This is a genomic window from Bradyrhizobium sp., from assembly GCF_035935975.1.
GTDB lineage: Bacteria > Pseudomonadota > Alphaproteobacteria > Rhizobiales > Xanthobacteraceae > Bradyrhizobium.
The window spans coordinates 49,027-70,623 of record NZ_DASYWN010000041.1 but is presented as its reverse complement, the minus strand read 5'-3'; the positions used below and the strand labels follow the sequence as shown (position 1 = coordinate 70,623).

The 21,597-nt window shown below is 65.8% G+C and carries 20 protein-coding genes; 5 read left to right on the top strand and 15 right to left on the bottom strand.

All coding sequences use genetic code 11. From position 1 onward, the window contains the following. Position 1: 1 nt before the first annotated feature. On the top strand, positions 2 to 661 hold the full coding sequence (gene gmk / locus VGR99_RS23085; protein ID WP_326901634.1) for a guanylate kinase: 660 nt from the start codon (positions 2 to 4) through the stop codon (positions 659 to 661). Here gmk and VGR99_RS23080 read toward each other — a convergent pair. The 14 genes from VGR99_RS23080 to lptF form a co-directional block, all read right to left on the bottom strand. Continuing rightward, complete coding sequence (locus VGR99_RS23080; protein WP_326901632.1) at positions 594 to 1,841, bottom strand: hypothetical protein; 1,248 nt, start codon at positions 1,839 to 1,841, stop codon at positions 594 to 596. The two genes, gmk and VGR99_RS23080, sit on opposite strands and share 68 nt — an antisense overlap. Positions 1,842 to 1,972: 131 nt before the next feature. Further along, a complete protein-coding gene (locus VGR99_RS23075) occupies positions 1,973 to 2,302 on the bottom strand; it encodes a hypothetical protein (RefSeq protein WP_414645155.1) in 330 nt (109 codons plus the stop codon). Between the two features lie 1,038 nt (positions 2,303 to 3,340). Beyond that, complete coding sequence (locus VGR99_RS23070) at positions 3,341 to 3,562, bottom strand: hypothetical protein (protein ID WP_326901631.1); 222 nt, start codon at positions 3,560 to 3,562, stop codon at positions 3,341 to 3,343. A gap of 52 nt (positions 3,563 to 3,614) precedes the next feature. After that, positions 3,615 to 3,788, bottom strand: coding sequence for a hypothetical protein (locus VGR99_RS23065; RefSeq protein ID WP_326901630.1), 174 nt, complete (start codon positions 3,786 to 3,788; stop codon positions 3,615 to 3,617). 283 nt (positions 3,789 to 4,071) lie between these two features. Beyond that, positions 4,072 to 4,287, bottom strand: a complete 216-nt coding sequence (locus VGR99_RS23060) for a DUF6894 family protein (protein ID WP_326901628.1) — start codon at positions 4,285 to 4,287, stop codon at positions 4,072 to 4,074. A 47-nt stretch (positions 4,288 to 4,334) separates the two neighbouring features. After that, complete coding sequence (locus VGR99_RS23055; protein ID WP_326901626.1) at positions 4,335 to 5,054, bottom strand: Crp/Fnr family transcriptional regulator; 720 nt, start codon at positions 5,052 to 5,054, stop codon at positions 4,335 to 4,337. A 314-nt stretch (positions 5,055 to 5,368) separates the two neighbouring features. Then, positions 5,369 to 5,599, bottom strand: a complete 231-nt coding sequence (locus VGR99_RS23050) for a hypothetical protein (RefSeq protein WP_326901624.1) — start codon at positions 5,597 to 5,599, stop codon at positions 5,369 to 5,371. A 189-nt stretch (positions 5,600 to 5,788) separates the two neighbouring features. After that, positions 5,789 to 6,847, bottom strand: a complete 1,059-nt coding sequence (locus VGR99_RS23045; protein ID WP_326901623.1) for an alcohol dehydrogenase — start codon at positions 6,845 to 6,847, stop codon at positions 5,789 to 5,791. A gap of 72 nt (positions 6,848 to 6,919) precedes the next feature. After that, positions 6,920 to 7,777, bottom strand: coding sequence for a 16S rRNA (adenine(1518)-N(6)/adenine(1519)-N(6))-dimethyltransferase RsmA (rsmA, locus tag VGR99_RS23040; RefSeq protein ID WP_326901622.1), 858 nt, complete (start codon positions 7,775 to 7,777; stop codon positions 6,920 to 6,922). Next, positions 7,777 to 8,790 carry a 4-hydroxythreonine-4-phosphate dehydrogenase PdxA gene (pdxA, locus tag VGR99_RS23035; protein ID WP_326901621.1) on the bottom strand — a complete coding sequence of 338 codons (1,014 nt, stop codon included), beginning with the start codon at positions 8,788 to 8,790 and terminating at the stop codon, positions 7,777 to 7,779. The genes rsmA and pdxA overlap by 1 nt, the downstream gene beginning before the upstream one ends. Continuing rightward, complete coding sequence (locus tag VGR99_RS23030) at positions 8,790 to 9,722, bottom strand: peptidylprolyl isomerase (RefSeq protein ID WP_326901619.1); 933 nt, start codon at positions 9,720 to 9,722, stop codon at positions 8,790 to 8,792. The genes pdxA and VGR99_RS23030 overlap by 1 nt, the downstream gene beginning before the upstream one ends. Before the next feature lie 70 nt (positions 9,723 to 9,792). Then, on the bottom strand, positions 9,793 to 12,276 hold the full coding sequence (locus VGR99_RS23025) for an LPS-assembly protein LptD (RefSeq protein WP_326901616.1): 2,484 nt from the start codon (positions 12,274 to 12,276) through the stop codon (positions 9,793 to 9,795). Continuing rightward, positions 12,276 to 13,373 carry an LPS export ABC transporter permease LptG gene (gene lptG, locus VGR99_RS23020; RefSeq protein WP_326901614.1) on the bottom strand — a complete coding sequence of 366 codons (1,098 nt, stop codon included), beginning with the start codon at positions 13,371 to 13,373 and terminating at the stop codon, positions 12,276 to 12,278. The genes VGR99_RS23025 and lptG overlap by 1 nt, the downstream gene beginning before the upstream one ends. Continuing rightward, complete coding sequence (lptF, locus tag VGR99_RS23015; protein ID WP_326901613.1) at positions 13,370 to 14,539, bottom strand: LPS export ABC transporter permease LptF; 1,170 nt, start codon at positions 14,537 to 14,539, stop codon at positions 13,370 to 13,372. The genes lptG and lptF overlap by 4 nt, the downstream gene beginning before the upstream one ends. Before the next feature lie 340 nt (positions 14,540 to 14,879). Between lptF and VGR99_RS23010 the strand changes: the two genes are divergently transcribed. The 3 genes from VGR99_RS23010 (at position 14,880) to VGR99_RS23000 (ending at position 17,502) form a co-directional block, all read left to right on the top strand. Further along, positions 14,880 to 16,379, top strand: a complete 1,500-nt coding sequence (locus VGR99_RS23010) for a leucyl aminopeptidase (protein ID WP_326901612.1) — start codon at positions 14,880 to 14,882, stop codon at positions 16,377 to 16,379. 6 nt (positions 16,380 to 16,385) lie between these two features. Beyond that, positions 16,386 to 16,838, top strand: coding sequence for a DNA polymerase III subunit chi (locus VGR99_RS23005; protein WP_326901610.1), 453 nt, complete (start codon positions 16,386 to 16,388; stop codon positions 16,836 to 16,838). A gap of 166 nt (positions 16,839 to 17,004) precedes the next feature. Further along, positions 17,005 to 17,502, top strand: coding sequence for a hypothetical protein (locus VGR99_RS23000; RefSeq protein ID WP_326901609.1), 498 nt, complete (start codon positions 17,005 to 17,007; stop codon positions 17,500 to 17,502). A 72-nt stretch (positions 17,503 to 17,574) separates the two neighbouring features. Here VGR99_RS23000 and VGR99_RS22995 read toward each other — a convergent pair whose 3' ends face one another. Then, positions 17,575 to 18,363: a class I SAM-dependent methyltransferase gene (locus tag VGR99_RS22995; RefSeq protein ID WP_326901608.1), complete on the bottom strand. Its 789-nt coding sequence runs from the start codon at positions 18,361 to 18,363 to the stop codon at positions 17,575 to 17,577. A gap of 362 nt (positions 18,364 to 18,725) precedes the next feature. Here VGR99_RS22995 and VGR99_RS22990 point away from each other — a divergent pair, with 362 nt between their 5' ends. Beyond that, the gene (locus tag VGR99_RS22990) at positions 18,726 to 21,572 is read left to right on the top strand and encodes a calcium-binding protein (RefSeq protein ID WP_326901607.1); all 2,847 of its coding nucleotides are present in this window, start codon (positions 18,726 to 18,728) and stop codon (positions 21,570 to 21,572) included. The last annotated feature ends 25 nt before the right edge of the window (positions 21,573 to 21,597 follow it).

Here is a 21,597-nt window from a genome sequence, read left to right as displayed (position 1 = left end):
GATGACGACAAGCGGTCACGGAACTGACGGTGTCGAGCGGCGCGGATTGATGTTCGTGCTGTCCTCGCCCTCGGGCGCGGGCAAGACGACGCTGTCGCGCATGCTGATCGACCGCATGCCGGGCCTGCGCATGTCGGTCTCCGCCACCACGCGCGCGATGCGGCCGGGCGAGGTCGACGGGCGCGACTATCTGTTCGTCGACAAGCCGCGGTTCGACGCGATGGTGAAGGGCGACGAGCTGCTGGAATGGGCGACCGTGTTCGACAACAGCTACGGTACGCCGCGTGCGCCGGTCGAGGCCGCGCTGTCGGCGGGGCAGGACGTCTTGTTCGACATCGACTGGCAGGGCACGCAGCAGCTACGGGAGAAGGCGCGCGCCGATGTCGTCAGCGTCTTCATCCTGCCTCCGTCGGCGGCCGATCTCGAGAAGCGGCTGCATTCGCGCGCGCAGGATTCCGACGAGGTGATCCGCAAGCGCATGAGCCGCGCCAGCCACGAGATGAGCCACTGGGCCGAGTACGACTACATCGTCATCAACCACAATGTCGATGACGCCTTCGCCGAGGTGCAGTCGATTCTGAAGGCCGAACGCCTCAAGCGCGAGCGGCGGACTGGCCTCGTCGGCTTCGTGCGAGGTCTACAAGGACAGCTCCAGGGCTAGAGTCGACGCCCGGCTTGGCCAGCCGGGGCCCTTGCTGCGCCATCTGTTCCAGCATCGCGGTGATGACGTCGATGTCGACGCCGTCGTCGGCTTGCACGGTCTCATCGCGATCGACCGGCTTTGCGTCGACGGGCTCTTCCTGATGCGTGTCGTTGGCCCCGAGCCGAGGCGCCGACGTGTCGATCTCGAACTCTCCCTTGAATATATCGGCATCGTCGAGATCTGCGATCTCGTTGCGAGGGGCGCGGGATTGCGCCGCGATGCGGCTGATCTCGTCGCTGAAGGCGGCGATCTGCGGGGCTTGCGGACGCAGGACTTGCTGACGTGCCGCGTCGAAATCCACCGGGCGCGGCCGCTGCGTCTCCGCCGGCGTTGCGTTGAGCCACGGCGCGCGGCTGTCATCGTGATCGTGCGACCCGATATCATCCCAGTTCACGCGGCGGTGGTCGCCTGCAGCCTGGGCGCGGCGGCGGCCGCCGGCGAAGCGGTAGATGAGGCTGGCGAGGACACCGGCGAGCGCAAGCGCGCCGCTGATCACGAGCAGCAGCGTCGGCAGCGAGCCGGTCGGCTTGTCGGCGGGAACTTCAGCCGTGGCGAGCGCCACGGGAGCTGCGGGCTTGGCCGGCTTCGCGCTCGGCTGCGCGGTTGCTGCGGCAGGAGCAGGCGCGGGAGCCGCAGCGGTCGCGGAGGCATCGGGCCAGCGCGTGGCGACAGCGGGCTGCTGCGTGTCGCTGTTGGTGGGCTGCTGCGCGGCCGGCGACGTCGCCGCTGCGGCCGGCGCAGGCGCGGTCACGTTCGCTGCCGTGCCGGTCTTCGGCGCGATGTATTCGGCGTGCGCATTCTGCACCGACGGCGGCGCGGCTGAATCCGTATTTTGCGTGTCGGCTGTCGCCTGCGCGCTCTGTGTTGCCTTGGCGCCTTCGGCACGCAGGTACCAGCATTGCCGCTTGGTCGCGCGATCGAGGCGATAGAACCAGTGCTGGCCCTGCGGCGCAGCGCCCTTCGGCGAGGCGAGACAGTCGCTCGCGGCATTGGCCGTTGTCGATGCGGCTCCCGTTGTCGATGCAGCCGGTGCGTTCTGCGACACGGCGGCCAGCGGCGCGCCGGCAATGATGCTGCCGACAAGCGCGGATACGAATTTTGCGGTGCGGTTGCCCATCCTGGTCTCCCGATTACGCATGACGCAACTCTTTACCGTTCCTTTGTCATCAAAGACTTGGGTGGCAATGAGCCGCAAATCCGGAGAGGATGTGGCTTGAATCAGGCCTGCGCGGCGTTGGTTCCGCCGCGAATTCAGGCGCTTTCCGACCGCTATTGCTTGGCCGAGGTCCAGGTTCCGCCGCAGCCGTCCGAGCGGCGCCAGGTCCCGGAACCGCTGCGGCCGGAGATCCGGCCCGCGCTAGTGAAGGTCACGCCCTGGCCTTGTCCGTGCGTAGAGACCGAGCCGCTCGGGCTGACGGTTCCGCTGACGCCTTCGCCGATGACCCGGCCCGAGCTGACCACGACGGCGCCGCTGGTCGAGCCGCCGCAGCCGACGCTGGTGACGATCCAGGCGCCGTCGAAGCCACCGACGCCGCCACCTCCGCCACCACTTCGCCGCGACGATGAACGCTCCTCGGCTGCCGGCTTGCTCCGGCGCACGGAGGGGGCGGGATCGGCGGAACGGTCGGACGACCGATCCTGGCGCCAACCTACCAGCTGGGCGCGCGCGAAAAGCGGTGCGACATTCTGTACCCGTGCGTATCGATGGGCGAGGCGCCATGGACACGGGGTCATGGCTTCGCGTTCCCGCGGCAGGTTCTGCCCGAGCCTTGCTGCCGTTCGCCGCCCGATGGAAGCCAAAGGGCGCAGGGAAGGCCGGGCGCCGGCCGGCACCCGAGATCCGTGCGCTACAGAAATGCACACGGGGTGGACCACAGGTGATGCCGGTCGCCCGGCCTTCCCTGCGCGGATGGTTTTAACGGTGTCCTTCGTGCTCTCCCCGGGGAGCGATGCACTATTGCCCCCGTCGCCTTGCAGATATCGATGCGCGCGCCGGTTGGCCGCCACATCACCGCAAGCCTTGACGCACAGACCCCGGGCGTCAGGACCACACGACTTCTCCGTCCGCGGACGGTTTTGCCTGATCGTCGAGAGCTTGCGTGTGCTCACTCCCGACGACCGGCGAACCCGCTGTGACCGCGCCGTGTCGTACCGCGTCGCGTGAGGACTCACGGTTGCCCGCCCTGTCGTCACGCCAGTCGCGCCGGCGCTGCCGCGTCCACCGCAACCCGGCCCGCATCTCGTGACGGTCGCGAACGCCCCTTTGGCAGGGCCGGGATGAATGGTGTATGCCATAAATCCGAAATTCGGGAAAGTGGAATATTTTAGTGAAAAGGGGTTGACGGATGTTTTCGGTGTTTTGCCCGACGGGACGCGCGGCGGTGGCCACGCGCGGTGGGATGGCCCAGGCAGACCCTTAGCCACACCGTCATTGCGAGCGCAGCGAAGCAATCCAGAGTCTTTCCGCAGCGGCAGCCTGGATTGCTTCGTTGCGCTCGCAATGACGAGGAGGAGCCGGCATCGTTGCATCGTCGATGAGCCTGCTGGAACGAAATCCGCGGGATAATGACTACGGAGAACGGCGTGAGCCGGGTGATGGGTTTCGCAAGGGCTTTACCCATCCGACGGACTGAACGCCTACTTCCACAGGCGCGCGAGCATCAGCGCCAGACATCCCAGCGCGCCACTGATGAGGAACACCATCGCATACGACTGCGCGAGCATGCCGGTCTGGATGAAGACCTGGCAGGCGATGGCGAAGCAGATGGCGGCCAGCAACAGACAGGCGCAGCCGATCGCGATCGAGAGATAGCGGACCGCGGTCGCGATCGGCTTTGTGGGTGATGCGGGATCGGTCATGCAGGGTTACAACGGCGCGACCGCCGACGCGTTCCTGCGCCGCGCGAATGCATCAGTTGCGCGCGCAGCAATCGACCAAAGCGCGCCAGATGCGCTGGACTTCAATTGTCCGTTCGAGTTCGAGGACGTGGTTCTCGATCGCACGGGACGGCGTTGCAAGTCGGGGTTCGCGCGGCGCGATCCAGCGCTCGGTTATCGGATCGTACCACTTGCCGGGATGGACCACGCTCGTGTCTCCTCTTTCGATCCCCCTTTGTCTTGGCATCGGGCAAACGCGCATGAGGCGCGCGACGTTCCAACGTCAGGCCAAAGCGATCGGGCGAATTCGAATGCCACGCCGGATTTTCAGCGATCCACGTCACGTCGCTCCGCGTATCCCGTCGCTAGGTGTTATGAACCGGTGAGATAGCGGCTTGCTCGCAACGTCGGCTTGGATGGATTGGGCGACGGCTCGCGGCTGTATTGAGCGACGACGACCGTTGGCGCGCGGCGTGTGCTGGTCCAGGCCCTCAGCGAAACCGCCGCGTCACCATCGCCAGCACGAACACCGGCTCGCTGCCGTCGTAGACGCCGAGCGTCCAGTTGTCGCCGGGGCGGAGCGCGTGCTCGACGTCGCGGGAGAGCCGGACGGCTTCGCGCCAGGCGGCCTCGTCGCTCGCAAGCGTCTCGCCTGTTGTGTCGGTGTAGGGCTGCTGGCCCTCGAAATGGAAGAAGTACCGCGGCATGTCGGGCAATGCGGCGTGCCGAAGAATGTTCCTCGGCGCGAGCGACGCTAGACATCCGCCGATGCCGTCCTGCCCAGCACCTCGCCAAAATGCTTCTTCACTGACTCGTTGCAGGCGCAGGCCCTGGCCTGGAGCGCGGACGCATCGAGGATCAGGATGGCGCCGCGGCGAGTTGCGAGGATGCGCCTTGCCTTGAACATCTGGATGACGCGGCTGGCATAGCTGCGGGAAACACCGAGCATGCCGGCGAGCTGCTCGTGGGTGAGGGGGATCTCGGCGTCGCCGATATGCTCATGCACGGCGAGGATCCATTTGGCGGCGCGCTGCTCGATCGAATGGGCGGCGTTGCAGGCCGCGGTCTGGAGCAATTGCGCGACCTGGCAGTCGGCATAGCGCGACAGGATTTCCGGAAGCGTCACCGACCGCTGCTGCGCCTGCTCGAGCGCGCGCAGCGGCAGCCGGAGAAACGTGCCGCCGAGCTTCACGACGATGCGCGAATAGGCGAGCGTGGGGCTGCGGCGTGCGGCGACGCCGACCGCACCCTCACGGCCGACCAGCAGGCTTTCGACCTCGCGGTCGTCCTCGACCGGCACGGCGAACGACACCAGCGCCGAGCCGCAGGGAAAATGCACCGCCGTCACCGCGTCGCCGGCGTGATGCAGGATGTGGCTCGCCGCAAGGTCGACGGGCTGGAGGTGAGGCGCGAGCAGCTCGACATCGAGGGGGCTGAGCTGACGAAGCAGATCGTTCTGGGGCCGGCCGGTCACTTGTGGTTTCTCTGGCCGGGAATCGGCACCGGCCAGAACCCTACGTTTCCGCGGCGGAACCGACGGTTCCAAAGTGCACACAAGGGATTTTCAGGCGTTGAAAAATCGGCGGCGGATTTACGGAGTTTCGGAAGCGTGGGCGAGCCGCGTCGCAACTTCGCGGGCTCTGTTCAGGAGTGAACATAAGGGGCGGGCGGATCGGCGTAGCGTGCTCCTCGCGGAAGCGGCGTACCCCGTGCGCGTCTGCCTGACGACCGCCGGCCCATACCTTGCTCGAACCGCCGCCGGGCCGGCGGGTCCGAGGGCATCGGCTATCATCCGAAGCGAGCATGCTGCGACGGCTGGCATCTGCCTGCGTGCGCGCGCCAGGCGTCGATCGCCTTGTTGGCGAGCATCAACTGGCGGCGCTCGCCGCGCCTGAGCTGCGCTTCGATGGCGTCGAGCAGAAAGTTCGCGGTCTCGTCCGGCGGGCCGAGCTCGCCGCTGCCCTCCAGAAAACTCCAGGCGATGAAGAATGCGCTCTCGACGGTGCAGCGAATGGACATGCGCTGCCAACGCGGCACTGGTGCCGGCGTTCCGCGTGCCGGCGCGTGCATGCTACGAAGTGCGCACCGCTCTATTTGAGCGAGGTCTGCGGAACCGGGCCTTGCGGCAATGCCGGGTTGATTGCGCCGGAGAAAGTGCGGCGGCGAGAGACGCATCTCGCCGCCGGGCCTTGTCAGATTTGTTGCGCGTCAGTTCTTCAGCACGATGCGGCCGACGACCTTGCCGGCGCGCAGCTCGTCGATCCATTTCTGGACGTCGCCCATCGGCTCTTCGCGCATCGGCGTCGGCTTGATCTTGCCGGCGCGGGCGAGCGCCATCAGCTCCTGGCCTTCCGCGAGCGTGCCGACCATGAAGCCCTCGACGGTGAGGCGCTTGTAGACCCATTGCACCATCGGCAGCGTGAACTGGCCGCCCATCAGGCCCGAGACCACGACCTTGCCGCCGCGCGCGGCGACCGCGACCGCAAAGGCCATCGACTTCTCGTTGCCGGCGAAATCGACGACCTCGTCGAAGCCGCCTTCGGTTTCCTTCAGGATGCGCTTGATCACGTCGGGCTCGGACGGATCGTAGGCGTTGGCGGCACCGTTCTTCAGCGCGGTCTCGCGCGCGGCGGGAGAGAGGTCGGCGACCGTGATCGGCTGCTTGAACATCGCTTGTGCGAACGACAGGCCCATCATGCCGACGCCGCCGAGACCGATCAGCAGCAGATTGCGCTGGCGCGGACGGTCGACCAGGCGCTTGAGCGCGCCATAGGCGGTGACGCCCGAGCACATCAGCGTCGCGGCCTGGTTGACGGGCAGGGGATCGTAGTCGAGCAGATATTTCGCGTCGGGCACCAGCACGTGGGTGGCGAAGCCGCCGTCGATGGAGACGCCGAGGAAGCGCTGCTTGGCGCAGAGGTTCTCATCGCCATTGGCGCAGTCGCGGCACTGGCCGCAGCCGATCCACGGGAAGACGGCCTTCTTGGCGCCGACGAGGCTCGCCGGCACGTCCGCGCCGACTTCGTCGACGACACCGGCGATCTCGTGACCGAGCGTGAAGGGCAGCGTCATGCCGCGCGTGGTGTCGAGCTTCTTGCCGCCGCCGAGATCGGCGTAGCCGTCCTGGATGTGCAGGTCGGAATGGCAGAGGCCGCAGCGCTCGATGCGCACCAGCACCTCGCGTCCCTGCGGCTTCGGTGTGTCGACGATGGTCTCGCACAGAGGCGCATCGAACTTGACCAGGGACTGCCGACGCATCAACGCCATATTCCTTCCTCCGAAATTAGCTCGTTGTTTGAGCATGATCTGTTTCGGAAAACCGCTTCACACTTTTCCGGATCATGCTCCTTCGCTGCGTATATCCGCCAATTCACGCGCCATGGCAACAAAGCCGGAGATGGGAATGGTCTCGGCGCGCCGCGTCGCATCGACGCCGGCTGCGCTCGCGAGCCGCGCGGGATCAACACCGAGTGATTTCAGGCTCTGGCGCAGCATTTTGCGGCGCTGGCCGAAGGCTGCGGCGGCGACCTGTTCGAGCATTTTCCGGTCGCACGGCAACGGCTCCGCGCGCGGCGTGAGGCGCACGACGGAGGAAGTGACCTTCGGCGGCGGCACGAAAGCGGACGGCGAAATGTCGAACAGGATCTTGGTCTCGCAGCGCCAGTTGGCGAGCACGCCGAGCCGGCCATAGGCTTCCTCGTCCTCGCGCGCGACGATGCGCTCGCCGACCTCGCGCTGAAACATCAGGACCATCATGTCGTACCAGGGCGGCCAGGGCTCGGTGGTGAGCCAGTTGATCAGCAGCTGGGTCGCGATGTTGTAGGGCAAATTGGCGACGATCTTGGCGCGTTCGCCTGCGAGGAGCGGACGCGGATCGAAGGTCATGGCATCGCCATGCACGATCTCGAGCCTATCAGGGTAGCGCGCGGAAATATCCTGCAAGGCCGGGATCGCGCGCTCGTCATGCTCGATGGCGATGACGCGCCTGGCGCCGAGCGCGAGCAAGGCGCGGGTCAGTCCGCCCGGGCCCGGGCCGATCTCGACGATGGTGGAGTCTTCCAGCGGTGCCGCCGCACGCGCGATGCGCGCGGTGAGATTGAGGTCGAGCAGGAAATTCTGGCCGAGCGATTTGCGGGCCGACAGCGCGTGCTGGCGAATGACCTCGCGCAGCGGCGGGAGGTCGTCGATCGCGCTCATCAGCTTGTCGCAGCCGCCATGCGGCCCGCGAGTTTCAGCGCAGCGATCAGGCTCGACGGATTCGCCTTGCCGGTGCCGGCGATGTCGAAGGCGGTGCCGTGATCGGGCGAGGTCCGGATGAAGGGCAGGCCGAGCGTGACGTTGACGGCGTCGTCGAACGCGACCGTCTTGATCGGGATCAGCGCCTGGTCGTGATACATGCAGACCGCGCAGTCGTAAGTGTTGCGCGCGGCCTCGTGGAACATGGTGTCGGCGGGCAGCGGGCCCCTGGCCTCGATGCCGTCGTTGCGCAGAACTTTGAGCGCCGGCGCGATCACCGTCTGCTCCTCGTGGCCGAGCGAGCCGTCTTCGCCGGCATGCGGGTTGAGGCCGGAGATCGCGATGCGCGGGCTGGCGATGCCGAAGCGGGACTTCAGCTCGCTCGCGACGATGCGCACCGTCGAGACGATCAATTCGCTGCTGAGCTCGGCCAGCGCATCGCGCAAGGAGACGTGGATGGTCACGGGCACCACGGCAAGCCGCGGCGACCACAGCATCATCACCGGCTGCGGCACGCGGCCGTCGGTGCTCGCGAGCTCGGCGAGGAATTCGGTGTGGCCGGGATGGCGGAAGCCGGCGCGGTAGAGCACGCTCTTGGCGATCGGATTGGTGACGACGGCGCCGGCGCGGCCCGCGCGCACGTCACTGACCGCATGGCGGATCGAGGCGAGCGCGGCCGGCGCGCTGGTGTCATCGGGCTTGCCGGGCCCGGCCGCCGCGCGCTCGCCCGTTGCAACCACGGGCAGGGCGTCGGTGAAGGCGGCTGCGGCTTCGCCCGGGCTCACGGAGGCGATGCGGATATCGGCGCCGAGCGCCTTGGCACGGCGGGCGACGAAGGCCTCGTCAGCGAGCAGATAGAAGGTGGGCAGGTTCAGCTCACGGCGCCGGAGCCAGGCTGCGATCGTGATGTCGGGGCCGATGCCGGCGGGCTCTCCCAGGGTCAGGGCGAGGGGCTTTAGCGCGTCGTTGGCCATCAGCGGTTGCGATATTCGATCATCGCCGCCTTGCGGAGCTCGTCGAGATAGGCCTTCTGGGTCTTCTCGTACTTCTCCTGATACATCTTCTCGCGGACCTCGCGCTTCTTCGGCGTGTCGATCATGGTCGGCTTGCGCGAGCACAGCACCACCATCTCGATGCCCGCCTTGGTCACCTCAGGCGCGGTCAGATGGCCGATCGGCGTGTCGTCCAGGACCTTGCGCAGCCCCTCGGGCAGGTCCGCGGTGGTCTTGGTGACGGTGTCGCGGATGGTGGCGTTCGGCGTCGAACGGAACAGCGAATTGGCTTCCTCGCAGCTTCCGACGCGCGCGCGATACTGCTCGGCTTCCTTGTGCCGCGTTTCCAGGAAAGCCTGGGGCGATCCGCGCGGCACGATCAGCACGATCGGCTGCATCTTGTACTCGGTGCCCTCGATCTGGAGCTTGTCGCCGGTCTGGGCCTGCACGGCCTGCGCGACGTCGCGCTCGCCGACCATCAGCTTTTCCTTGTAGCGGCCGCGGACGAGGCTGGTCCACACCATCTCGGACTTCATGCGGGCCTTCAGCGTCTCGGGACGGACGCCCTTGGACTCGAGCGACTTGGTGAGCTGATCCGGCGTGATGCGCATGCGCTGCGCCATGCCCTCGTAGGACTGGTTGATGTCGGAGACGCCGGGGTCGACCCCGTACTTCTTGCCCTCCTTCATCTTCACCCTGTCGTCGATCAGCTCGTTGATGACCTCCTGCCGGCCGGGGGTCTTCTGCGTCGTCAGCGCGTCGAGCTTGGAGCGCTGGTCGATGTCGAAATCGGTGATCGGGTCGCCGTTGACCATGACGACGATGTTCTGCGCGCGCGCGGGCGTACCGGCCAGAACCAGCACGGAGGCCAGTGCGAGAAGGAGGAGGCGGAACACAGGCAATGGGGTCGTCATGGTTGTCGCTCGCATGTCGGCCGAAATGATCCTGCGATCGGGAACAGGCGGCCGGCAGTTCAAACGGGTGTCACTGGATGCCGGATGAGCTGGCCCCGGTCGAGGTCGCCAGCGTGCGCAGGCCGATCTGGAACATGAACGCGTGGCTCAGCACGGGCGGCGTCGAGCCCGCGGAGTAGCTATACGAAGTTACATAGTTCGCCGCCAGCACGAAGCAATCGTCGACATAGCCGGCGCCGACCACATACTGGTTGATCTTGTTGGCCTCGAGGTCCCAGCGCGCCGAGCCTGTCACCACCCAGTTGGCGGCGACCTTCAGCGAGCCTGACGTCAGGATGCCCTCGCGGCGGGTCAGATAGCCGAGCTCCGGCTGCGCCGCGTAATTGCCGTACATCATGCTGACCGACCAGCGATTGAAGTTGGCGCGGCCTTCCGCCTCGAAGCGCTGGATGTTCCAGGTCTGCTCGTCCATGCGGGAGCGGACGCTGAACGTATAGGTGCTGTTGGGCGAGTAGGCGGCGCTCGCCACGTAATCGGAGCGCGGCTTGTCGAGGCCGGAATTGATGCCGGTATTGATGGTGTCCTGGACCGTGTAGGAGTTCAGGCCGAACAGCTGGTAGGACTGGCCGAACAGCACCTTGACCGCGCCGCCCCGGTCGAACTGGGTGGTGGCCTGTACGCCGACATTGGCGCGGCCGCCGCCCTCGACGCGGTCGTAGCCGGAGAACTTGTCGACGCTGAACAGGTTCGAGGCGTCGAACACCATGCTCTGGGCGTCCTCGTTCGGGAACCTGCCGGCATAGGTCTCGTTCGGCCGGATGATGATCTGCGCGATCGGCTCGACGGTGGTCGAGCCCCAGGGCTGAACGTTGATGAAGGGGTAGCGGTACTCCAGGCCCACGGTCGGCATCAGGCGCAGCGCCTGGGTATCGCCGACGGGCAGGTAGTTCGAGACGCCCGGCTGGTTTGAGATCGAGGCGTTGACCGCGTCGGCGCGCAGGATCGCGAACGGCGTCCAGATCTCGCCGAACGGGTCGGTGAAGGACTTGCGCCACTGCGCTTCCGCGGTCAGGCGGGTGTAGGTGCCGGGGACGCCGCGCAAGAGGCACTGCGACGGCGTGCGGGCGAGCGGATCGGCCGACGTCGTCGTGCACAGACCGGCGGTGTTGGCCTGCGTCGTGATCGGATCGAACACGGCCGCGTCACGCGACAGGTTGGTGAAATTGACCTTGTAGCTGAACTCGCCGCCGAACACCGGATAGTTCAGCACGTTCGAGTAGTCGATCACGGGGTAGACGATCGGCACCTGGCTCTGGTTGCCCGAGTAGCTCAGCCAGTACATCGTGCGCGCGTCGAAGAAGCTGCGATTGCCGACGCCGGTCAGATAGAGCTGCGACAGCGCGTCGGTCGGCAGGTACAGGAACGCGCCGAGCGGATCGCGGTACTGCGACAACCGGTAGTCCGAGAAGAAATAGTAGTCGGACATCAGGACGCCGTCCCAACCCCAGACCCACTTGTCGTTCAGCGCGAACTGGCCCTTGGTGTCGACGGCGCCGCGGAACTGGCGATCGCCGGGCTGACCGGCGAGCGCGCCGGGGTCGAGCTGGTCGATGCCGTAGACACGGATCTGGTAGGCGCCGTCCATCAGGCGCTGGCGGTATTCGGCCTGGAACAGCACGCCCTGCTTGGACGTGATGCGCGGATTGAAGGTCATGTCCATGTCGGGCGCGATCGCCCAATAGAACGGGACTTCGACGCCGTAGCCGAACGGCGTGTTCGAGGTGAAGCCCGGCATCAGGAAGCCGGTCTTGCGCTTCACGGTCGGATCGGGTGTCGAGAAATAGGGCATGTAGGCGAGCGGCACGCCGAAGAATTCGAGCTGCGCCGTCTCGAAATACAGCATCTTCTCCTGCTGGTCGTGGATGATGCGGGCACCCTTGACCTGCCAGAGCGGCGGCTTCTTCGGATCGTCCTTACACGGCGCGCAGGCCGTGTAGACGCCGTTCTCGAACACCGTGTAGTTGCCGCTGGAGCGGTCGGCGCGGCTCGCGGCCATGCGGGTCTGGTCGGCGGTGTCCACGCGCAGCGAATCGACGAAGCCGTCGCGGTAGTCGTCGGACAGATCCAGGATCTCGGCATAGGTGATCTTGCCGTCGGCATCCGTCATGCGGATGTTGCCTTCGGCATGCAGCCGCTTGGTCTTCTGGTCGTAGATGACCCTGTCGGCCTCGACGCTGGTGCCGTTGTAGAACAGCTGGACGTTACCGACCGCGGAGACGCGCGAATTGTTGTAGTCGTAATCGACCTCGGTCGCCTGAACCAGCATCTGGTTGTCGTTGGCGACCTTCGGCGGCTTGGGGCGCGGCGGCAGCGGATTGTAGGTGTAGCCCTGGGCGGAGGCGGGAGCCACGACGATAACATCCATCAGCCCGCTGAGCGATGCCACGGCGGCGGCGGCCAGCAGGAGCCTGCGAATGGACAAGCCGATCCCGTTCGCGCGCACCACGGTACGCCGCGTCAAACGAGACACGAGCCCTCGATGGACGGCAGTCACTAACCGTCCTCCTGGTACAACAAGGCCAAAAAGCCGGTGAGGCCGCCCACCACCACGGGCAACCACGCCGCAGCGATCGGATGCATCAACTCAGCCTTGCTCAAGTCTTCAGTCACTTTCGACAAAACGTAGAGCAGAAAGCCCGCGCCCACGCCACTCAAAACCATCTTCTGCACGCCGCCCATCCGGAAGAAACGCAACGACACCGAGGCCGCGAGCATCACCATTGCGGCCAGCAAAAACGGCTGTGCCAACAGCTTGTGATACTGGAGTCGATAGCCTGCTGTCGCGAAGCCCGAGCTCTCGGACGAGCGGATGTAGCTCGGTAGTTGCCAAAAGGACACAGTCTCGGGTGTGGAAAAGCTGTTGCGGACCTGCGCCTCGGTCAGCGTCGTCGGAATCTCGAGCGTCGCCTGGTCGACCGGCGGCGAGTCCAGCGTGAAGCGGCGGACGGTCTTGAACAGCCAATGGCCGGCCTCGAGCGTCGCCTCGCGCGCCTCGATGCGCTCCTTGAAGTGCTGCTGTGTGTCAAAGCGGAACAGCGTCAGCCCGGTGAGACGAACGCCCTGCTGCTCGCTGCGCGCGGCATTGATGATGGTCTGGCCGTCGCTGGTGACCTGGTTGAGCCAGAAGCCGGAGGCATCCTGGATGCCGCCGCCGGGCGCCGAGCCGAACAGCTCGGCTTCCATGCGCTTGGAGAGCTCGCGCAGGTTCGCCGACATCGGATTGTAGGCGACGGTGGCGATCACCCCGATCAGCAGCGCGCTGCCGAGCGCCGGAGAGATGAACTGCCAGGCCGAGACGCCGGCGGCGCGCGCGACCACGAGCTCCAGCCGGCGGGAGAGGGCGAGATAGCAGGTCATGGCGCCGATCAGCATGCAGAACGGCGTCAGCTTCTCCAGAAGCTGCGGCACCCGGAACAGCGAGGTCTCGGCCACCATGATCGCGGAAGCGGATGCAAGGCCGGAGGTCTTGCGCACCATCTCGATGTAGTCGACCAGCACCAGCAGCAGGAAGATGCTGGCGAACACGCCAAGCGCCGCGACCACGAAGCGGCCGGCGAAATAACGCCCGAGCGTGTTGGTGAGCATGCTCATGCGGTGGCCGGCCGTCCGAACAGCCGCGCGATGCGCGCATTCGACCTGTTGATGGCTTCCATCAGCCCGGGCGGCGGCTCGACCACGACGCCGCCGATGATCATCCACAGCCCGATGGCGATGGCCCCGAAGACCATCACGTACTGGACCAGGACCGGGCCCGTCGATTTCACCGCCATCACCGAGCAGGCAAAGCCCGCCATGCGCAGGCCGAACACCGCGAGAATCGAGGAGCCGATCGAGAAATTGCGGCTCTGGCGGGTGGTGCGCGGCGCGCCGAGGAAGGCGAAGGTCAGCACGGCAAAGGCGAACGGATAGATCGGCGCCAGCAGGCTGTCATGCAGCGCCGAGCGGAACTGTCCGGGAATCTGCTTGTAGACGGGGTCGTCCTCGGACGGCGACAACAGCTCCCAGAGATAGCGCTCGCGGATGCCGAGGGTGACGTCACGGCCCTGGTTGCCGAACTTCGACATGTCGAAGCCGTAGCGGCCGAACGCCACCAGCGCGGGATCGCGCTTGCCGGCCTCGAAGCGCTGGAGGTTGCCGTCCTTCAGCACCAGGAACGAGCCGTTCTCGTTCTTCACGACCTCGCCTTGCTCGGCGACGATCGAGACGCGCTCATTGGGATCGCGGCGGTCGTCGATGAAGATGCCTTCCAGAATGCCGCCGGGCTTGCGCTCGCGGATCCGGATCGTGAGGTTCTTGTCGAGCTGGGCGAAGCGGCCGGGCTGGAGGATGTTGGTGAGCACGTCGGCGGTGATCTCGGCGTCCCACTGCTTGATCCGGCGCATGCCGTCAGGGGCGAGATAGGCCGCGACGAACGCGACCAGCAGCGCCACGACACAGGTGGCGTAGAAGAACGGATAGAACAGCCGGAACGGCGAGAAGCCGGCGGCATTCATCACGATGATCTCGGAATCGGTCGCGAGCTTGTTCAGCGTGTGCGAGATCGCGATCATCAGCGCGATCGGCGAGATGATCAGCACGAGAGCGGGCACAACGAGGCTGGTGATGCCGAGGAAGGTCAGGATGGTCTGACCCTGGCTCGTCATCAGGTCGATGCCGCGCAACGCCTGCGTAATCCAGATCACGCCGGTGAGGCTGACCAGGACCAGCGCAAACGACGCCAGCGTCGTGCGGAAAATATACCTATCGATCGACCCCATGCGCTACCGCACGAATCCCCACCAACACCCCAATGCAGGCCGAAAGCCCGGCCGTCCGACCAATCCCCGCTCAGGGGACCCCCAAGGTCGTCCAACCGCTGTTCTAGCGGCTTACTCTCTCACTACCATCCCTTTGATCCGTCAACAAAATGGCTGCCCCGTGGCACCGTCAATATATGGTTAATATTTCCCTCGTTGTGGCATGGCGGCCACGGGCGGTGCTTGGCATCTGCCGGGCCGCTGGCCCATAGTAGGGGAAGTCTAGTGAATCGCCGTTCAGCTCCGGTCTGTGCCGGAACCGCCGAGCGGCAAAAAGCCACGTGTTTTTGAGGAGTTACCCATGTCCGATGCCATCAAGGTCGGCTTCGTCCCGCTGTCTGCTGCCGCCCGTGGCATTATGGTCGTGTTCTGCGACGACAATCTGAAGGTCGGTCCGGCGACGGCCAAGGCGCTGGGCGGTGCCACGGATCTGGTGAAGCGGGCGGCCTCCGCGGCCGGCTTCAAGGGTAAAAGCGGTGCGGCGCTCGACATCCTGGCGCCGGAAGGCGTGAAGGCCACCCGCCTGGTCGTGATCGGGGCCGGCAAGGCGACGGGCCTGAAGGCGAATGATTTCCTCAAATTCGGCGGCGTGGCGGCCAGCAAGCTCTCCGCCGGCGGTGCCGCCATGACCATCATGGCGGAACTGCCCGGTGGCGCCATGACCAGCGAGCAGGCGGTCGCGATCGCCTCGGGCCTGCGGCTGCGTGCCTACAAGTTCGACCGCTACAAGACCAAGAAGAAGGAGGGCGAGGAGGGCGCCTTGCGGGCCGACATCTTGCTGGCGGTCGGCGATGCCGGCGCTGCCAAGAAGGCGTTTGCCTCGGCCGGTCACGTCGTCGACGGCGTCATCATCGCGCGCGATCTCGTCAACGAGCCGCCGAACGTGCTGTTCCCCGAGGAATTCGCCCGCCGCGCCGGTCAGCTCCGCAAGCTCGGCGTCAAGATCGAAGTGCTCGACGTCAAGGCGATGGACAAGCTCGGCATGGGCGCGCTGCTCGGCGTTGGCCAGGGTTCGGCGCGGCCGAGCCGCACCGTGATCATGCGCTGGGACGGCGGCAAGAAGGGCGATGCACCGGTCGCCTTCGTCGGCAAGGGCGTCTGCTTCGACACCGGCGGCATCTCGATCAAGCCGGCCGGCAGCATGGAGGACATGAAGGGCGACATGGGCGGGGCGGCCTGCGTCGTCGGCCTGATGCATGCGCTCGCGGCACGCAAAGCCAAGGCCAACGTGGTCGGCGCGATCGGCCTCGTCGAGAACATGCCCGACGGCAATGCGCAGCGTCCGGGTGACATCGTCACCTCGATGTCGGGCCAGACCATCGAGATCATCAACACCGACGCAGAAGGCCGCCTCGTCCTCGCCGACGTGCTCTGGTACGTCGCCAAGAAGACCAAGCCGAAATTCATGGTGGATCTGGCGACGCTGACCGGCGCGATCATGGTCGCGCTCGGCACCGAGCATGCCGGCATGTTCTCCAACAATGACGAGCTCGCCGAGCGCCTGCTCGCGGCCGGCATCGAGAGCGGCGAGAAGGTCTGGCGCATGCCGCTCGGCCCCGAATACGACAAGCTGATCGATTCCCAGTTCGCCGACATGAAGAACACCGGCGGACGTCACGGCGGCTCGATCACCGCGGCGCAGTTCCTGCAGCGCTTCGTCGACGGCACGCCCTGGGCGCATCTCGACATCGCCGGCACCGCCATGGGCGCGCCGAAGACCGACATCAACCAGAGCTGGGGCAGCGGCTATGGCGTCCGCCTGCTGGATCGCCTGGTGGCCGATCACTACGAGCGCAAATGACCCGAGATGACTGAAGTCCTCTTCTATCATCTGCAAAACATGACGGTGGAGAACGTGTTGCCGCCGCTTCTCGAGAAATCGCTCGAGCGCGGCTGGCGCGTCGTGGTGCAGTCGACCTCGGAGGAGCGCGCCGATGCGCTCGACGCGCACCTATGGACCTATCGCGACGATTCCTTCCTGCCGCACGCGATATGGCGAGTGAACGACGCCGCCGATCAGCCGATCGTGCTGGCGATCGAGGAGGGCAATCCCAATGCCGCCAATGTCCGCTTTCTGGTCGACAATGCCGCTCTCCCCCAGGACGCCCAAGGCTATGAGCGCATGGTGCTGCTGTTCAACGGTGACGACCCGGACGCCCTTGCGCTCGCCCGCAGCGCCTGGACGGATTGCAAGGCGCGGGGATTTGATGTCACCTATTGGCAGGCCGACGAGCGGGGTCGCTGGCAGCGTCGAAATTAGCGGTCGGTCGTAATTAACGATAATCTTCGCTTTTCGGGCGATGCTGGCTTTGGCCACCTTCGTGCCGCAAAGTGATGTTGGGACAAACGCTTAGAGCTCGTCCTTCATGCGGGGAATTTAGTTTATCGTGCGACATCAAAAGCTTCCCAGCTCGCTCGTAATTGTGTTGGCTGCCGTAGCACCGCTGGTCGCGGGCTGTTCAGGCGGGACCGATCTGCTGGCGTCCGCAAAGGACGCCGAATGGTTCCAACGGCCCGGGCGCCTCTTCATCAAGAACATCTCGATCGAATCGCCGCCGCTGACGCCCGACCAGCCGGTTGCCGCCGCTGATCTGGTCAGCGCCGACGGCGCCTGTCCCGGCATGGCGCCGCCGCCCGGACCGGCCGACGCCAATGCGTCGACGACGGCGCCCGCGCCGACGGGCGGCACGGTCGCGCTCGGCCACACTGAATGCGACGTGGTGCGGGGCATCGGCGCGCCCTCGAACGTCAGTCTCTCCGGTGATGCAGCCGGCCGCCGCGTCGCCGTGGTGACCTGGAACACCGGTCCGCGCGCAGGCATCTACACCTTCACCAATGGCCGCCTGTCCTCGATCGAAGGCACCCCGGAAGCGCCTGTCGCGCCGAAGGCGGCCAAGCCAAAGCCGAAGAAGAAGTCGGCGTAAACGCTGTCGACCGTCCGCTCTGAAGCTGGTTGCGGCTGTCAATGTGATCTGCGGCGCATGCTGGTGCGTTCGTCAGGCGGCTTTGCGCCCCTTGATTGCGGTGGCCCAGGCGTGAAACGTAATCTCTCCCGTCGCGCTTGCCGGCAACCTGTCCTGCAGCCGGCGCTTCAGCTCCGCGCTTTCCGCATCTGACAGCTTCCCCACGATTCCGCTCGGGCTGCTCACGACCATCGACAGCCAATAGTCGTCGAAGTTCGCGAAGGTCCGCTCGACGACAAGCTCACGGGTTTCGACATCGCGGATTCCCAGCTCCGCCCAAAGCGCCTTCAACGCCGCAAAACGCGAGATCTCCGCACTCGGCGGGCGAGCCGCCGGTATGCCCATGGTGTCCAGCTCCTCCCACAAAGGTTGCGTCGGCGGGCCGCCTCGCATGACATCCCAGGTGTAGGACGCGACCATGCCGCCGGGCTTGGTGACGCGGACCATTTCCGAGGCGCCTTTGCGCGGGTCGGGAATGAAGAACAGTACCAGTGCCATCATTGCGACGTCGAAACGGTTGGCGTCGTAGGGAAGGGCCATCGCATCGCCAATCGAAAACTCGACCTGCCTTGCCGAAATCTTTTGGCGCGCAGTCGCGATCTGCGCGTCGGAGGGATCGATCGCGCAAACGGATGAAGGGCCGGACTTCGCAAGCAGAAGCTCGGTGAACGCGCCATTGCCCGCGCCGACATCCACCCAGCTCAGTCCGGCGCGGGGCGCGAGCCAGTCGAGGAAGAGCGTGCCGGCCGATCGGCTCCAGGGAGCCATGAAGCGTTCGTAAGCGACTCCGTCGGTGAATTTAATAGGCTCCGGTGACGACATCTGAAATTTCCCTCAAATATTCTTTGCTGGATATCCATTGGGGTTGAAAAGGCGGGCCGCCACGCAACGAGATCGTCCGCGATGCCCGGACGCCATTCCGCCACCGAGCTTAGTACCAAATGCGCCGAGACCGCAGGGGCAATTTTGCTTCGCGCGCATTTGAAAATCACGCCGCTGTTACGCGTGATCGAGCGATTCGTGATGAGAGCGTGTTCGAGTCCGCTGTCGAAATCGGGCCCGGAGGAAATCTGGAGGAAATCTCCAGAATAATCACGCGTGTCTCAAGCAGCGCTTCAAGAATGTCATGTGCGCGGCTGCTACGCATCGAGGGGAGGGGCTAGATCGATCGAAGGAATATTTGGATGTCCATTACCTCTGTCTTTTCCCCGGTTACGGGGCAGCTCACCATTTTCGGCGACACCGCCAATAACGGCGTCGTGATCAGCCGCGACAAGTCAGGCCGCATCCTGGTCAATAACGGGCACGTGAAGACGGTCGGTGGCGAGCCCACCGTCGACAACACCAGCGGGATCGACATCTTCGGTCAGGGCGGCAACGACACCATCACCGTCAACGAATGCCACGGCCCGATGCCTGCCGTGCACATCTTCGGTGGCGACGGCAATGACAAGATCACCGGCGGCTCGGGCAACGACCTGCTGTTCGGCCAGGCCGGCGACGATACGATCAAGGGCAGCGGCGGCAACGATTTGCTGTTCGGCGGCGCGGGGAACGACACACTGGACGGCGGCAGCGGCGACAACCAGTTGTTCGGCGAGGCCGGCGACGATCTCATGATCTGGAATCCCGGTGGCGGCACCAATCTGTTCGAGGGCGGTGACGGCAACGATACGGCGCAGGTCAACGGCAGCAATGACCCCGAGATGTTCACGATCACCGCGAACGGCACGCGCGTGCGGCTCGACGGCACCGGCGCCGCGCCATTTTCGCTCGACATCGGCACGACGGAGAATCTCGTGGTGCACGCCGGCGGCGGCGACGATGTCATCACCGCGGGCAACGGGCTCGCCAGCCTGATCTCGCTGACGCTCGATGGCGGCGCCGGCAACGACAGAATCACCGGCGGCGACGGCAACGACCTCATCATCGGCGGTAGCGGCGACGACATCGTCAATGGCGGTCGCGGCAACGACACCGCCCTGCTCGGATCCGGCGACGACACCTTCATCTGGAATCCCGGCGACGGCAGCGACATTGTCGAAGGCGGATCGGGCAACGACAAGCTGCTGTTCAACGGCGCCAACATCAACGAGAAGATCGACATCTCCGCCAATGGCGGCCGGGTTCGTTTCACCCGCGACGTTGCCAACATCACGATGGACCTCAACAGCATCGAGCAGATCGAGTTCGATGCGCGCGGCGGCGCCGACGATATCACCGTCGGCGATCTCTCCGGGACCGGCGTCAAGCAGGTGCTGGTCGATCTTGCAGCCGTTCCCGGCAACCCGCAAGGCGACGGCGCGGCCGATACGGTGACCGTCAACGGCACCAATGGCGGCCAGCACATCGAGGTCACGGCCGTGGGGTCGACCGTGACGGTGACCGGCCTGCCTGAGGTCGTGACCATTGCCAACGCAGAGGCGGCCAATGACCGGCTGGTGATCCAGGCGCTCGGCGGCAACGACGTCATCGATGCATCCGCGCTTGCTGCGGTGATCGGATTGACCCTCGACGGCGGCGCGGGCAACGACACCATCACCGGCAGCCAGGGTGCTGACACCCTGATCGGCGGTGACGGCAACGACAAGGTCACCGGCGGCCGCGGCAATGACGTGGCTCTGCTCGGCGCGGGCGACGATCTTTTCACGTGGAATCCCGGCGACGGCAGCGACGTCGTCGAAGGTGGCACGGGAACGGATACGCTGGTGTTCAACGGCGCCAACGTGGCGGAGAACATGTCGATCTCGGCGAACGGAGGCCGTGCGCTTCTCACTCGCGACGTCGGCGCTATCACAATGGACCTCAACGGCGTCGAGCGTGTACAGATCGCCGCCGCCGGCGGTGCAGACAACATCACGGTCGGTGACCTCACCGGAACCGACGTCGCGCAGGTGGCCATCGACCTCAGCGCCAGCCCCGGCGGCCAGAGCGGCGACGGCGCGGTGGATCGCGTGACCGTGAACGGCACCGCTGGTGACGACAACATTTCGGTCGGCACCAGCGGTGGTTCGGTCGTGGTCAATGGTCTGGCGGCGCAGGTCGCGATTGCGCATGCCGACGCCGGTGACGTGCTCAGCGTCAACGGCGGAGGCGGCAACGACGTCATCGATGCATCCGCGATCAAGGCGGGGCAGCTGCTCAGCCTCAATCTCAATGGCGGCGATGGCAACGACACCATCACCGGCAGCGCCGGCAACGACATCGTCAATGGCGGCCGCGGCAACGATGTCGCCAATCTCGGCGCCGGCGACGACACCTTCATCTGGAATCCCGGCGACGGCAGCGACATCGTCGAAGGCGGCAAGGGCACCGACACGCTGGCTTTCAACGGCGCCAATATCAGCGAGAACATCAACATCTTGGCCAATGGCGGCCGGGTGCTGTTCACCCGCGACGTTGCCGCCATCGCGATGGACCTGAATAGCGTCGAGCACATCAACTTCAACGCCCTCGGCGGGGCCGACAACATCACGGTCGGCGACCTCTCCGGCACCGGCGTGAACCAGATCGATCTCGACCTCGGCGCCAATGACGGCGCGGCTGATACGGTGACGATCAACGGAAGCAGCGGCAGCGACGTCATCACCGTGACCGAGCACGACGGCATCATCACGGTGTCGGGGCTCGGCCAGGACATCAACATCACCGATGCCGGCGCGGGCGACAGGCTCGTCATCAACGGTCTCGATGGCGACGACGTCATCACGGCCTCTAACCTGCATGGCGGCATCCAGCTCGTCGCCAATGGCGGCAATGGCGACGACGTCCTGATCGGCAGCCCCGGCAACGACACGCTGACGGGCGGTGCCGGTGACGACGTGCTGCTCGGCGGCGGCGGCCAGGACGTCCTCGACGGCGGCAGCGGCAACAACGTCGTCATCCAGGGCGGCGCTTTTGCCGCGGCGATGCTGCTCAACCAGGCCATGGCCGCGAACCTTGTTCCGGCGGGTGACGGCCACGGCGAGATGCCGCTGCCCGATCCGCACACGGCGCAGACCCAGACGCTCGCTCCGCCGCAGCACGCCTGAACCTGCGGCTTCCGGCCGGGAGAAC